Consider the following 13,581-nt stretch of genomic DNA (forward strand, 5'->3'; position numbering starts at 1 on the left):
TTCACATCCGCACGCTCAGGCAGGGCATTTCCCGCACTATCGGTGACCAGATAAATACTCGTATACGTCGAGAACGCCTTGTTGTACTGCAACACCGTCACCGCCACGAACCCGATGACCAACGCGATGAGGACGACGCCCCAGATGCGCCGGCGCGGCACGGACGTCTCGAGCAGGGTGAATGATTCCGAACTCAATATCTGGCCCCTGCGCGTCGTCCGTCTGCGGTCTTCACGCCCGCGGCCCGGCAGGCGCTGCAGGCGCGAAGATTGCTGTACCTGTCGGTATCACGATAACGGTGTGCGCGGCGTCCTCCGCGGGGGGTATCCGACGTCCCTACCCGCCTGACATTCTTCGTGATACACGTCACGACCTGCGCAAACAGTGCTGTCACGCACTTTTCGGCGGAGGGGCGCCCGCCGCGTCAGCCGATCTCGACGAGCACGACGCCCGCGGCGATCACGCCGATGCCGACGAGCATGCGCCTCGTGAGCGGGTCGCCCCAGATCGCCCGGGCCAGGAGGGCCACCATCGCGATGCCGGTGGCCGTCCAGATGCCGTAGGCCACGCCGATCGGCATCCCGGCCTCCAGCGCGCCGCCGAGGAACCCGAAGGCGAGCACGTAGCCGAGCACCACGGGCAGCAGCCACGACTTCCTCTCCAGTCCCCTCGAGGCGCGCAGCGACAGGGTCGCGAACAGTTCGGCGGCGATGGCGGCGGCCAGCCACACCCCCGCCATCAGGGCACCAGTTCGGTCGCGTCGCGGTCGGAGCCGGGAGACCCGGTCTCCACGAGCACCACCCCGATGATGATCAACGCGATGCCGGCGATCGCCGCGGCACTGAGCGTCTCGCCGAAGATCACGGTGGCGAGCATGGCAGTGAGGGCGACGCCGCTTGCACCCCAGATGCCGTAGACGACGCCGATCGGCAATCCCGACCGCAGCAGCCACGACAACAGTGCGAAGGCGGTGACATATCCGGCGGCGACCAGTGCGTACCACGCGGCGTGGTCGGTCGCTGCACGCAGCGACATGGTGCCGAGCACCTCGGCCCCGATGGCACCGACGAGCATCAGCCACCTGGACATACCCGCTCCTGTATCACGTCCGCACGGTCGATGGGCGCACACCGCGTGGAAGGTCACCGGCCGTTCTCCGAGGCGACGCGCAGGGTGCATGTCCGACGATACGGGCACTGCCGGAGTCGCCGGCACGTGTGCCCGACGTTTCGCGTGTCCGCGGAAGCTCTGTCGGAGGTTCGGCTGTGGACGTCTACTCCCACGCCTGCCGGGAATCGAGGTGCCGACGCAATTCCATGGCGTCGTGCAGAACCCGACCGACGACGAGCACCCCGCGGTCCTCCCGGCAGATCAGGAAGTGACGCGGACGGTGGACGGTTCCGCCCGGAGACCGGGTGCGGCTCTGCATCAGATGCCGGGAGAAAACGCCCTCACCCAGCTCGGGCCGGTCCCTCCGCCCGACTCCGGCACCGGGGGCGGCAGCATCGCGGAAAGCCGCGACGATGAGGGCCACGTAGCGCTTGCGCGCCTCCTCGCCGAATCGCTCATGAGACCAGGCGAGGATCGAGATGATGTCGTCTTCGGCGGCGTGGGTGAGTCGATACGCGGGCATCAGTCCGGCGATGACGTCCCGGCCGCGCGGACGCCGAGTTGCCCGAGGAAGTGGTCGAGGGACCGGTCATCGACGTCGTCGAAGCGTCCCGACGCCAAATCAGACCAGCCCTCCTCCGCGGCGCGGCGCAGAACGGCGACTCTGGCGGCCTCTTCCGCCTCCTCCCGCTCCAAGAGCCGAAGGCCCTCGCGCAGAACCTCGCTCGCATTCTGGTACCGCCCGGACGTCACGAGCGAGTCGACCCACTCGTGCTGGTGCTGAGTCAGGACCACGTTCCTCGTCGCCACGTGGATCACCTCCATTGGCGTTATATGCCAGTGCGGGCCGCCCTCGATATCGGCTCAGCCCGCACGCGTCAGCCGATGTCGAGGGCGGAGAGCAGCACCGTGACCACCGTCGCGACCGCGAGCACGCCGTGCAGGCCCACGACGGCGACGGGGAAGCCCTTCTCCGGCGCGGCGTCGGCGCCGGATGCGGTGCCCTGGTAAACGGGGAGCCAGCGCGCCACCATGGCGAAGCCGGCGAGCGCGATGACGACCAACAGGGCGAACGACACCCACGCCAACGCGTCGGCATCGATGACGACGTAGATGATCCACAGGACCAGCCCCGCCGCGGCCAGCAGGAAGTGGGCGAACACGACCGGCGCGGGCAGGCGGCTGCCGCCGCCGGGCTTCGCGCCGCCGCCGGCGATCCATTTGGCCAACAGGATGAATCCGCCGATGGCCGTGATGATCCAGAGGACGAGTGCGGCGATCTCCATGACAGTGCTCCTTCGGTAGGGATTCGGCGGGCGGCGCTGCCGCAGCGTCGAAGTCGTGTGTGCGGCGCCCTACGCGCGGGCGTCAGCGGCGGAAGCCGTCGGCCTGGGTGCACTCGTCCACCACACGGACCCCGTAGCGGTAGGCGAGCTTTCCGCCCAGAGCGCCGGCGGCCACGAGCACGACCAGGCAGACGATGGTGAGCACCAGCGGGCCCGTGCCCACCGTGCCGTCGAGCCCCGAGGCCGTGCGCCACCAGAAGTCCAGGGCGAACCCGACGGTGACCGCGAGCATCAGCGACATGTGCGTGAGCCCGGTGCGTAACGCCTTCGTCCCGGTGGGGATGGCGAGCAGGTCGAGGAAGCCGACCGTGGCCGCGGCGAGTGCGCCGAGCACCCCCACCGCGATAAGCCAGGCTGCGCCCTTGTTGAGAAAGTCCGGGTCGCCGACGATGAACGATCCGATGTCGAACACCAGCGACGCCGCCCAGGTGCCGATGGGGATCGTCACCAGGATCGGGTGGAACGGGTGCCCGTACGGTCCCGTGAGTACCGCGCTGACCGGCTGCTTCGCCTGCAGCGCGTACTCGGTGGGGATGATCTGCTCACTCATGGCGGACTCCAGTGCCGGATTGCGGTCGAGGGTTCAATGGCGGATGAGGCCGAGGAACTCGCGCCGCGCCGCGCCGTCCTCACGCAACAGTCCGCGCATGGCCGACGTGGTCGTACGGGTGCCGGCGGCGTGGACGCCGCGAATGGACATGCACATGTGCTCGGCCTCGATGACGACGCCGATCCCCCGCGGCGACAGGTTCTCGCCCAGCCAGTCGGCTACCTGCATGGTCAACCGCTCCTGCGCCTGCAGGTCGCGGGCGAACAGCTCGACGACGCGGGCCGGCTTGGACAGCCCGAGGATGCGCCCGCCGGGCAGGTAACCCACGTGCGCCACCCCGCGGAACGGCAGCATGTGGTGCTCGCACAGCGAGGTCATGGGGATTTCGCGCGCCAGCACCAGCTCGTGGTAGCCCGAATCGTTGGGAAAGGTGGTGGGGTCGAACTCCCGCGGCGTCAGCAGTTCCCGGTAGGCGTCCGCCACCCGGCGAGGCGTCTCACGCAGATGCTCGTCCTCGGGGTCGCGGCCCAGGGCACGCAGCAGGTCCGCCACGGCCCGGCCGGCCGCGTCGCCGTCGATTGCGGGGCGCACACGCGCCGCGCGCAGTTGCCGCCCATATCGGGGGTCGTCCGGCTGTACGCCGACGTCGACAAGGGATGAAACCGTCATGGGACCTCGCTCGGAAGGGTGCTTCGCGTCACCGCCTACGTTCTAAAACCTGCACTTATTGACGATAGATGTGAAGAAGTTGTACCAAGCCGTCTTGGTTTTACACTGGGGATATGGAATCCATGCACAAGCGTGGCGGGTCCGGCGACGGGACTGCAGACGTCGCGGCGGTCTCGGCGCTCGACGAACCCACCCGCGGGCATCTGTACGACCTGATCTGCGATGCCGCGGTTCCGATCGGCCGCGACGAGGCCGCAAACGCGCTCGGGATTCCGCGCAAGACGGCGGCATTCCACCTGGACAAACTCGCCGAGGTCGGGCTGTTGGAGATCAGCTTCGCCCGGCGGGGCGGACGCAGAGGGCCGGGGGCTGGCCGGCCGTCGAAGTTCTATCACCGCGCACAGCGTCAGATCGCCGTGCAGATTCCGGCGCGTGCCTACGAAATGGCCGGGAAACTCCTCGCCGACGCGGTGGCAGAGTCTGAGCGCACAGGTGACTCCGCGCTGAGGTGCCTGTCACGCGGCGCGGCCGCGTTGGGCCGCGAGATCGGCGCCGGTTCGGGCGCGACCGTCGCCGACCTCATGGCGGTGCTCCGCAAGCACGGCTACGAGCCGCGGCTCGAGGACGGGACGATCGTGCTGGCCAACTGCCCGTTCCACTCCCTGGTCCGGGATCACACCGCGATGGTCTGCGGAATGAACTTGGATCTCATCGGCGGCGCGATCGAGGGCGCACGCTGCGAGGGGTGCCATGCGCGACTCGAGCCGCACGACGGCTACTGCTGCGTGCGGATCGACCCGGCTTCCTGATCCCGCCCGCACCCGGTCACCTCAGCCGAAGATCTTCTCCGTGTACTTGGCGATGAGGCCGGTGTAGAACCGGGGCGCCGCGCGCACGAGCAGGTCGAGCGTCTTGGCGTCGTTGCCGACCAGAACGCGCGCGCGACCGGCTTCCACGCCGTCGATGATCGTGCGCGCGGCCTTGTCGGCCGGCAGCTTCAGCAGCTTGTCGTTGTAGGTGCGCACACGGACCCGGTCGCGGTCCGTCGGCTCCTCGCCGCGCGCCTCGGCCTGCGCGAGCGCCGCGGACGCGATGTTCGTCTTCACGCCGCCCGGGTGCACCACGGTGACGGCGACGGGCCGGTGATCGGCGAGCATCTCCGCACGCAACGTCTCGGTGAAGCCACGGACGCCGAACTTCGCCGTGCAGTACGGGCCCAGCTCCGGCTGCGCCATGATCCCGTTGAGGCTCGAGATGTTGATGACGTGGCCGTCACCCGATGCGATGAGGTGCGGCAGGAACGCCTTGGTGCCGTGGATGACCCCCCACAGGTTGATGCCGAGGACGCGGTCGAACACGGCATAGTCGGAGTCGAGGATCGAGTGGCTGCCTCCGGAGATGCCGGCATTGTTATAGATCTGGTGCACCACGCCGAACCGGGCGACCACGTCGTCGGCGAAAGTGGCGACGTCGTCGCGGTTGCTCACGTCCAGGTGTGAGCCGGACGCCTCGGCGCCGAGGGCCCGCACCCGCCCCTCTGTCTGCGCGAGCCCCCGGTCGTCCACGTCGGCCAGCGCCAGTATCGCGCCCCGCCGCGCCAGTTCCAGCGCCAGCTCGCGCCCGATACCCGACGCCGCACCAGTGACCACCGCGACCTTGCCGCTTACGCTTCCCATCCGCGCCTCTCCGTTCCGCCGGCACCACACCCGGCGCTGTGGGTCTACATCGGGGATTCCCGTCCGCACTGCGCACGACAGTATCGGACCGGACACCACGGCGTGCCGGTCCCGAGCTCCGGGGGTACGAGACCTGAATGCCGCCCCGTCCGGTGGTAGAACTGCGGTATGGCGCATCTGACGGTGGAAGGCGAGGACCTGGTGGTGCGACTCTCCCCGATCGAAGTCGCCGGGGCCTTCCACCGCTCCCCGCGGGTTCCGCTGCGCTGCGTGACATCGGTCGAGCCGTCCGACCTCATGTGGGGGGAATTGCGCGGATTCCGCGCCCCCGGGACCGGCTTGCCGCGGGTGATCGCGCTGGGCACCTGGCGATCCGCCGGACACAAGGACTTCGTCGCCGTCTACAAGACCACCGGGGTGGTCGTCACGCTTGAGGACTCGGAGTGGTCCCGCCTGCTGGTGTCGTCCGCGGACCCGGACGCCGTGTGCACGCGGATCCGGCGACCGCGGCGCGGTCAGCCGTCCGCCGGGCCGGCCGAATGATCGCCGCCGCGCCCGCCAGACAGGTCCGCGCGGCGGTATCGGGCGGTTTCACGTGAAACTTGCCGCGCCCGACGGTGTCCGCCGATGGTCGCGGACGGCACGGTGAACCATCGCCGCGACGAACCGCCCGGCCTCGACGCTGCGGGAGCGCTCCTTGCTGCCCGGGCGTCGACCAAGTCGTTCTCTGATGCCCCCGTGCCGGTACAGCTCCTCACCCGACTCCTCGCCGTCGCCGTTGGTGACCGTGCCGACGGCGGCCGCGCCTACCCCTCTGCGCACGCGCTCCACCCGGTGGACGTGTTCGTGGCGGTGGGCAAAGTCGACGGCCTGCAGGCAGGCGCCTACCGTTTCGACAATCCCGAGCATGCTCTGACCCCCGGTGCACGCGGCGACCACCGGCGCGCGCTGGCGCAGGCCACGCTCGACGCCGGGTGGGCAGCAGAATGCCCGGCGCTGCTCCTGCTGACGGCAGACCTCGATGCCGCCGACAGGGCATTCGACACCCAAGGCTCCGCACGTGGTTCGCGGTATTGTTGGATCGAAGTCGGCGCGATCGCCGAGAACATTCATATCTGCGCGGCCGCTCTGGGACTCGGCACTGTCTTTCTCGGCGGTATCGACGATGACGCGATGCGCACGGCTGCCGAGCCTATCGTCGAAGGATCCCGGTCCGTGCTGGGCCTGATGCCTCTCGGCTTCGCCGCACGCTGACCCGCCGCCAGCACGAGCAACATCGCGCCCGACGAGGAGACGGCGAGGGCGGCGGCCAGGTTCGCGATCATCACCATGCGCAGTGCAGTGCGCAGCAGAAGACGTGCCAACAGGACGAAGATGAGTCCGGCCCGCAGGACGACGGCGATCCCGGTATCACGTCGATCACGGTCAACGGTGGCCTATGGCCGAACGGAGCGAGCGTTATACCCCGTCGAAGAAAAGTCCAACCGATGATGTTGTGGAGACTAGGGGAATCGAACCCCTGACCTGAAGCTTGCAAAGCTACCGCTCTACCAACTGAGCTAAGTCCCCGAGGTTGTGCCGCGTTGCGGTCCGGCACAGTTTACAGCCGGTGCCAGGTTTCCTGCCGATCGCGAAGGAAGACGAGGTAGCCGACAACGGCTGCGACCACAGCACCGGCGGGAAGGAGAAACCGCACGACCGGTGTCCCTTCGTCGGCGCCGAGGGTGGGCCTAGGAGGACTTGAACCTCCGACCTCTTCGTTATCAGCGAAGCGCTCTAACCGCCTGAGCTATAGGCCCTCGAACGAATCCCGACACTACCGTACGCCTCCGCCCGATCCCAAATCGGGCGCCGACGAACGATGACGGTGCAGGTCGTCCACGTTTTCAGTCCCGGTCCGCGAGCGTCACTTCGACGCCGCCGACCATCTCGGAGGACATGTTGTAGATGAAGGCGCCGAGCGTGCTCAGCGCGGTCATCAGCACGATGTTGATGATCCCGAGGATCGCCGCCACGCCGAAGACCTGCCCGGGCCCGACTAGCGCCGAGCTCGACTCTTCAGTGGAGATGATGTCGGACACACCGGAGTTGAGCCGGTCCCACACGCCCATGCCGTCGAGAACGACGTAGATGATGGCCACCGCCACCATCCACACCAGAAACAGCGCCACCGAGACCACCAGCGACACCTTGAGGGCCGACCAGGGGTCGATGGACCGCAGCTGCATGGAGGCGCGCAGGGGGCCGCGCCCCCGCCGCTTGCCGACGGTGACGGCCGTGCGCTGATGCGGTTCGGGCTCGAGCTTCGTATCCGCCGGCGCGGGATGCCGCACCTTGCCCAGATCCGGCATCTCCGTCGCCGCCAGGCTCGACCGGTCGATGTGGCTCGTGGGCCCGTCGATCCCGCCCCCAGGCTTGGTGGTCGCCGCCGGACCGCTCTCGGTGCCCGAGGACGCCGCAGCCGTAGTCTTCTTCGGTCCTCCGCTTGCCGGCCCCCCACCGGCCTCCCCGGGCTCCCTGCCCAGCAGCTTGGCCGCAGCCGTACCCGAAATGATGGGGCGCTTGGCCGGCTGCTGTTCGGCGCGCCTGGGCACGCTGGCGCTGGCCGAGGCGATCGTGCGGCCCTTGCGCGGGGCGTCAGCGCGCTGCGCTGTAGCTCCCGTCTCCGTCGCGGTCCGCTCCGCCGCCCCCTGCGCCGAGGGCGTGCCGACCCCGACCCCCGTGGCCTTCTTCGCCGCTGCGGCCGACGCCGTATCCGCTGATCCAGCGCCCTGTCCGGGCTTTTCCTGCTCCTCAGACATCTCGCGCTGGTGCACACGCTCCCGCATGCGCTCGGCCTCCTCGACGCGAACCCGCTGCGCCGGATCCTGCCCCTGCCCGGGGTCCGTCGTGGCAGCCCGTGGCTGCTCGGGCTTGGCGCCCGAGCCGGGGCGGGAGGCCGGCGTCTCGTCAGGGCTCACTTACGACTCCTCGGGTGCGTCGTTTCCGGTGGCGTCCTGCACAACATCTTCGGGCTCATCGGCGTTGCGTGCAATCGCCAGGAGCGTGTCGCCGTCGCCCAGGTTCATCAGACGCACGCCCTTGGTCTGCCGCCCCGCCTTGCGGACCTGCTTGGCGAGGGTGCGGATGACGCCGCCGCTCGAGGTGATCGCATACACCTCGTCGTCGAGATCCACCATCAGCGCGCCCACCAGGTCGCCGCGCTTGGGATCGTGCTGGATGGTGAGCACGCCCTTGCCGCCGCGGCCCTGCGTCGAATAGTCCTCGATGGCGGTGCGCTTGGCGTAGCCGCCGGAGGTGGCCACCAGCAGGAACGTGCCGCGGCTGACCGCGGTCATCGACAGCAGCGCGTCGTCGTCGTTGAACCGCATGCCCTGCACGCCAGAGGTGGCGCGGCCCATGGGGCGCAGCACGTCGTCGGCCGCGGAGAACCGGATGGACTGGCCCTTCTTGGACACCAGCAGCAGCTCGTCCTCCGAGGAGACGAGGCGTGCGCCCACCACCTCGTCCTCGCCGCGGAGGTTGATCGCCACCAGCCCGCCGCTGCGGTTGGAGTCGAAGTCGCTCAGGCGCGACTTCTTCACCAGCCCGCCGCTTGTGGCAAGCACCAGGTACGGCTGATCCTCGTAGGTCTTGATCTGGATGACCTGCGCGATCCGCTCCTCCGGCTGGAACGACAGCAGGTTGGCCACGTGCTGACCGCGCGCGGTGCGCGAGGTCTCCGGCAGCTCGTACGCCTTGAGCCGGTAGACGCGCCCCTTGGTGGTGAAGAACAGGATCCAATCGTGCGTGGAGCACACGAAGAAGTGCGCGACGATGTCGTCCTGCTTGAGGTCGGCCCCGCGCACGCCCTTGCCGCCGCGCTTCTGCGAGCGGTAGAGGTCAGTCTTGGTGCGCTTGGCGTAGCCGGTCTCAGTGATGGTGACCACCACGTCTTCGCGGGCGATCAGGTCCTCGGCGCTCACATCGCCGTCGGCGGGCACGATCCGGGTGCGCCGGTCGTCACCGTGCTTGTCGACGATCTCGCCCAGCTCGTCCTTGACGATCTGCCGCTGACGGTCCGGCCGCTCGAGGATGTCCTTGAGGTCGGCGATCTCGCGTTCAATCTCCGCCAGGTCGTCGACGATCTTCTGCCGCTCGAGAGCGGCCAGGCGGCGCAGCTGCATCGCCAGGATCGCGTCGGCCTGGATCTCGTCGATGTCGAGCAGCTCGATCAGGCCGGCGCGGGCGATGTCGACCGTCTGGGATGCGCGGATCAGCGCGATGACCTCGTCGAGCGCGTCGAGCGCCTTGACCAGCCCGCGCAGGATGTGGGCGCGCTCCTCGGCCTTGCGCAGGCGATACCGGGTGCGCCGGACGATGACCTCGAGCTGGTGGGCGACGTACAGCCGGATCATCTGGTCCAGGCGCAGGGTGCGCGGCACGCCCTCGACGATCGAGAGCATGTTGGCCCCGAAGCTCGTCTGCAGCTGGCTGTGCTTGTACAGGTTGTTGAGCACCACGCGGGCGACGGCGTCACGCTTGAGGGTGACCACGATGCGCATGCCGATGCGGTCGTTGGTGTGGTCCTCGATCTTGGAGATGCCGGCGATTTTGCCATCCCGCACCTGCTCGGCGATTGAGCTGATCAGGTTGTCCGGATTCACCTGGTACGGCAGCTCGGTGATGACGATCATCGTGGGGCCCTTGGGCTCCTCCTCGATCTCCACCACGCCGCGCATCTTGATCGAGCCGCGGCCCGTCCGGTAGGCGTCCTCGATGCCCTGTGTACCGGTGATGAGGCCCGACGTCGGGAAGTCCGGCCCCTTGACCCGTTCCATCATCGCTGCGAGCGTGGTCTCCTCGTCCGCCTCCGGGGTGTCGAGGCACCAGAACACCGCCTCGGCCAGCTCTCGCAGGTTGTGCGGCGGGATGTTGGTGGCCATACCCACCGCGATGCCGCCGGAACCGTTGGCGAGCAGGTTCGGAAACCGGCTGGGCAGGACCGTGGGCTCCTGCGTCTTACCGTCGTAGTTGGGGATGAGGTCGACAGTCTCCTCGTCGATCTCGCGGAGCATCTCCATCGCCAACGGGGTCAGGCGGGCCTCGGTGTACCTCATGGCGGCTGCCGGGTCGTTGCCCGGGGAGCCGAAGTTGCCTTGCCCGTCCACCAGCGGATACCGCAGCGACCACGGCTGGGCCATGCGCACCAGGGTGTCGTAGATGGCCGAATCGCCGTGAGGGTGGTAGTGGCCCATCGTCTCGGCGACGGAGCGTGCCGACTTCACGTAGCTGCGGTCGGGCCGGAAGCCGGACTCGTACATCGCATAGAGCACGCGGCGGTGCACCGGCTTGAGACCGTCGCGTACCTCGGGCAGCGCGCGCCCGACGATGACACTCATGGCGTAGTCGATGTAGCTGCGCTGCATCTCCTGCTGAATGTCCACCGGCTCGACCCGGTCGTGCGAACCCTCCGGCGGCAGCGTGGTGTCGGTCATTGGCTCCTCTTCTGTCCAGCCCGGTCGTGTCGTGCCGTGCCGTCCCGCGGCACGCGTGACCCTGGCGCAACCGTTCAAGTCTATAGGCGGGCGCCCGTCCACGCTGGTGGTGGGCGATGCGGCACGTCTTCCACAACGTCCATGCACGCGGGCGGGACGCCGGAACCGTAACTTCCCCGGTAGGACGGTCGCCGCACTGCCGTCCCTTCCACGATCGATCGGACGCACCACCGGACCGGTGACCGTGACGGTAGTGCGCATCGGCGCACTGGTGCCGCGCTACGTGCTTGCCACCGCGGGACCCGTCATCCACCCGAGTCAAGCGTCATTTCATTCCCGAAAACCATTGTTGCCCAATATTTTCCGCGGTGCACACGACATCTCCGGGGCCGCCGCCTGACCGTCACCCACTCTCCGCATAACATCCCCCGGAGCCGCGTTCGCAACCTCGTGTCACAGCTCGATCCGCTTCGCGGTGGCGGCCGCTCACGCCCGTGCATCGAGCCAGCTCATCAGCCGCTTCGTCACCTCGTCGCGGTTGGTCTCATTGAAGATCTCGTGCCGCGCACCCGGGTAGATCTCCAACTCCACATCTTTCACGCCGGCGCTGCGGTAGCGGTCCGCCACCGTCGTCGGCATGTAGCCCTTGCCGGCCAGCGGATCGTCCTCGCCGCTGACGACGAGGATCGCGACGTCCGGGCTGATCCCCGACAACACATCGGGATCGCCGGTGGGTCCGCTCGCGCCGAAGATGCTCGGCAGCAGGTCGGGTTGCACGTCGAACCCGCACAGCGGATCGGCGACGTACTTCGCCACCTCTTCGGCGTCGCGGCTGAGCCACTCGTAGCCCGTGTCGCCCTCGAAGCCGGCGTTGTAGGCGTCGAGGTTCGCGTTTTCCGCGGCCGCCGAGCCCGGTTCCGGCATCGCGGCAGCAGCGATGTCCAGCGCCGTCGTTCCGCTCAGCGCGACGCCGGCGTAGTCGGTGGAATGATCCAGCAGCACGAACTGCGACGCGAAAGAGCCCATCGAGTGGCCGACGAGGAAGTGCGGCACCCCGGGGACCGCACCGGCGACGACGCCGCTGACCTGAATAACATCCGCGATCAGGCCGCCCCATCCGGCGTCACCGAAGCCGCCGTGTGGCACCGCGTCGTTCATCGACGCCCCGTGTCCTCGGTGATCGTGCGCCCACACGTCGTAACCTGCGGCGACGAGGGTGCGAGCGAGCCGGTCGTAACGTTGGGCGTGTTCAGCGAGCCCGTGCGCCAGCTGGACCGTGGCCTTCGGGTTTTCCGCCGGCCAACGATATGCCTGCAGCGTCAGGCCGTCGACGGCAGAGACCAATTGTGTGCGTTCCATCGGGTGGAACCTCCTTGCGAGACGACGGCGCAGCCCCTGCGGCCGCGCTTCGCCACCTTATGCTTCGCGCGCCGTGGCGGAGTGATGCGAGTCTCACTAGTCAGGCGCCGGCCCGCGTGGAACCGTGCGACGTTTCACGTGAAACGGTTTCACGTGAAACGGTTTCACGTGAAACAGCGCCGCACCGTTACGCGGGGCGCGCAGCGATGAGGTTCATCGCACGCAGGGTGAGCACCATCGCGCCGTCCTGGTTGAACATCTCGCCGGTGGTACGGATGATCCCCCGGTCGGGCTTCGACCGGGAGCGGCGCGATTCGTCCACCGTCACCCGGATCCGTAGCGTGTCACCCGGGCGCACCGGGGCCGTCCAGCGCAGTTCGTCGATGCCCGGCGACGACAAGCTGCCCACAGCGGTAAGGAAGTTGTCCGCGAACATCCGCATGAACACTGAGGCGGTCTGCCACCCGCTCGCGATGAGCCCGCCGAACGGCCCCTCGCGCGCCGAGTCCTCGTCGATGTGGATCGACTGCGGGTCGTAGCGGTGCGCGAACTCGAGGATGTCGTCCTCGGTGACGGTGATCGACCCGTATTCGAACACTTCGCCCGCCACGTAGTCCTCGAGCCACCGGTCGGTGACGGGATTCGTGAAGTCGTGGGCACCGATGGACGAGGTTTGCCAGCTGTCTGTCATGGCTGCCACCTTATGCGCTAGGCGCTGCTTCGCGTGGTCGCAGTGCCGCGTGAGCACAGGGACGCGGCACTGAACGCCCCGGTGACCCGCCCGCCGGCCATCACCGGCGCGGGTGCCGCCTCAGCCATAGACCTGGGTTCCTTGGGCAGCAGTTCGCTGGGCAGCCTCGACGTGCTCGGCAGCCTCGGCGGCGGCCCCTACGACGGCCTGACCGGCACCGTCACCACCGACGTGAGCGAGGACGGCGCGACGAACACGATCCACGCTGATCCAGAGGAGCGGTGGGAAGGGCACAGGCGTGCTGTGCCGCGCGTACGTCGTGGAATTCAGCGAGCTCGGCAGCGTCAACGACCACGACGTCACGCTCATGATCTCGCACGGAATGACGTACGACAGCGTCAATGTCATCGACGACGCCAAGGAGCTCCAGCCGGACATGAACGCGACGGACCTCGAGGACTCGGACACCCTCACCGTCGCTGACCTCACCGCCGGCGAGTACTCCATCGCCTCGGCCTGCTTCAATGAGGCAAACGGTAAAGTCGGGCCCACGCAGACCGTCACGGTCGTCGACAAAGTCGACACGCTGGCCTTCGATCAGGCCAGCGGTGGGCTGTTGGGCGCGCTCGACCTGTTTGGTTCCCTCAGTACGCGGTCCGCCAGCTGATCGAGCGCTTCCCCGATGAACGGGCCCAGGATGCCA

General features: G+C 68.3%; 16 protein-coding genes, 2 tRNA genes and 1 pseudogene. 4 read left to right on the forward strand and 15 right to left on the reverse strand.

The features are described from left to right. The 8 genes and pseudogenes from JJ683_RS03390 to folE all read right to left on the reverse strand — a co-directional run. Positions 1 to 197, reverse strand: a pseudogene (locus JJ683_RS03390) (hypothetical protein); the annotation flags it as partial. A gap of 227 nt (positions 198 to 424) precedes the next feature. Beyond that, on the reverse strand, positions 425 to 739 hold the full coding sequence (locus JJ683_RS03395; protein WP_200171264.1) for a DMT family transporter: 315 nt from the start codon (positions 737 to 739) through the stop codon (positions 425 to 427). Continuing rightward, a complete protein-coding gene (locus JJ683_RS03400; RefSeq protein WP_200171265.1) occupies positions 739 to 1,089 on the reverse strand; it encodes a DMT family transporter in 351 nt (116 codons plus the stop codon). Before JJ683_RS03400 ends, JJ683_RS03395 begins: the two co-directional genes overlap by 1 nt. A 184-nt stretch (positions 1,090 to 1,273) precedes the next feature. Continuing rightward, the gene (locus tag JJ683_RS03405; protein WP_200171266.1) at positions 1,274 to 1,633 is read right to left on the reverse strand and encodes a type II toxin-antitoxin system RelE/ParE family toxin; all 360 of its coding nucleotides are present in this window, start codon (positions 1,631 to 1,633) and stop codon (positions 1,274 to 1,276) included. After that, a complete protein-coding gene (locus JJ683_RS03410; RefSeq protein ID WP_307810663.1) occupies positions 1,633 to 1,920 on the reverse strand; it encodes a type II toxin-antitoxin system ParD family antitoxin in 288 nt (95 codons plus the stop codon). The genes JJ683_RS03405 and JJ683_RS03410 overlap by 1 nt, the downstream gene beginning before the upstream one ends. A 68-nt stretch (positions 1,921 to 1,988) precedes the next feature. Beyond that, positions 1,989 to 2,396 (reverse strand): hypothetical protein, encoded by a 408-nt coding sequence (locus JJ683_RS03415; RefSeq protein WP_200171268.1) that lies wholly within the window; start codon positions 2,394 to 2,396, stop codon positions 1,989 to 1,991. Positions 2,397 to 2,478: 82 nt separating this feature from the next. Beyond that, positions 2,479 to 3,006, reverse strand: coding sequence for a DUF2231 domain-containing protein (locus JJ683_RS03420; protein ID WP_200171269.1), 528 nt, complete (start codon positions 3,004 to 3,006; stop codon positions 2,479 to 2,481). Between the two features lie 33 nt (positions 3,007 to 3,039). Further along, entirely contained in the window at positions 3,040 to 3,675 is a 636-nt protein-coding gene (gene folE / locus JJ683_RS03425) for a GTP cyclohydrolase I FolE (protein WP_200171270.1), read from the reverse strand. A gap of 113 nt (positions 3,676 to 3,788) precedes the next feature. On the opposite strand from folE, the gene JJ683_RS03430 reads away from it, so the two are divergent. Then, a complete protein-coding gene (locus JJ683_RS03430) occupies positions 3,789 to 4,484 on the forward strand; it encodes a helix-turn-helix transcriptional regulator (RefSeq protein WP_242474370.1) in 696 nt (231 codons plus the stop codon). Positions 4,485 to 4,505: 21 nt separating this feature from the next. Here JJ683_RS03430 and JJ683_RS03435 read toward each other — a convergent pair whose 3' ends face one another. After that, positions 4,506 to 5,351: an SDR family NAD(P)-dependent oxidoreductase gene (locus JJ683_RS03435; protein WP_200171271.1), complete on the reverse strand. Its 846-nt coding sequence runs from the start codon at positions 5,349 to 5,351 to the stop codon at positions 4,506 to 4,508. A gap of 168 nt (positions 5,352 to 5,519) precedes the next feature. Here JJ683_RS03435 and JJ683_RS03440 point away from each other — a divergent pair, with 168 nt between their 5' ends. Then, complete coding sequence (locus JJ683_RS03440) at positions 5,520 to 5,894, forward strand: hypothetical protein (RefSeq protein WP_200171272.1); 375 nt, start codon at positions 5,520 to 5,522, stop codon at positions 5,892 to 5,894. An 84-nt stretch (positions 5,895 to 5,978) separates the two neighbouring features. Then, the gene (locus tag JJ683_RS03445; protein WP_200171274.1) at positions 5,979 to 6,605 is read left to right on the forward strand and encodes a SagB/ThcOx family dehydrogenase; all 627 of its coding nucleotides are present in this window, start codon (positions 5,979 to 5,981) and stop codon (positions 6,603 to 6,605) included. A 242-nt stretch (positions 6,606 to 6,847) separates the two neighbouring features. Here the strand turns inward: JJ683_RS03445 and JJ683_RS03450 are convergent. The 6 genes from JJ683_RS03450 to JJ683_RS03475 form a co-directional block, all read right to left on the reverse strand. After that, positions 6,848 to 6,920: transfer RNA gene (locus JJ683_RS03450), tRNA-Ala, on the reverse strand. Positions 6,921 to 7,076: 156 nt separating this feature from the next. Next, positions 7,077 to 7,150: transfer RNA gene (locus JJ683_RS03455), tRNA-Ile, on the reverse strand. Between the two features lie 87 nt (positions 7,151 to 7,237). Next, positions 7,238 to 8,311 carry a DUF3566 domain-containing protein gene (locus tag JJ683_RS19585; protein ID WP_307810664.1) on the reverse strand — a complete coding sequence of 358 codons (1,074 nt, stop codon included), beginning with the start codon at positions 8,309 to 8,311 and terminating at the stop codon, positions 7,238 to 7,240. After that, a complete protein-coding gene (gyrA, locus tag JJ683_RS03465; RefSeq protein ID WP_200171276.1) occupies positions 8,312 to 10,828 on the reverse strand; it encodes a DNA gyrase subunit A in 2,517 nt (838 codons plus the stop codon). 486 nt (positions 10,829 to 11,314) lie between these two features. Next, positions 11,315 to 12,187, reverse strand: a complete 873-nt coding sequence (locus JJ683_RS03470) for an alpha/beta fold hydrolase (protein ID WP_200171277.1) — start codon at positions 12,185 to 12,187, stop codon at positions 11,315 to 11,317. A gap of 187 nt (positions 12,188 to 12,374) precedes the next feature. Next, the gene (locus tag JJ683_RS03475; RefSeq protein WP_200171280.1) at positions 12,375 to 12,878 is read right to left on the reverse strand and encodes a MaoC family dehydratase; all 504 of its coding nucleotides are present in this window, start codon (positions 12,876 to 12,878) and stop codon (positions 12,375 to 12,377) included. 298 nt (positions 12,879 to 13,176) lie between these two features. Between JJ683_RS03475 and JJ683_RS03480 the strand changes: the two genes are divergently transcribed. Beyond that, entirely contained in the window at positions 13,177 to 13,545 is a 369-nt protein-coding gene (locus JJ683_RS03480; RefSeq protein WP_200171282.1) for a hypothetical protein, read from the forward strand. Positions 13,546 to 13,581 lie beyond the last annotated feature (36 nt).

Origin of the sequence: Tomitella cavernea (assembly GCF_016599145.1) — a bacterium.
GTDB classification, from domain to species: Bacteria; Actinomycetota; Actinomycetes; order Mycobacteriales; family Mycobacteriaceae; genus Tomitella; species Tomitella cavernae.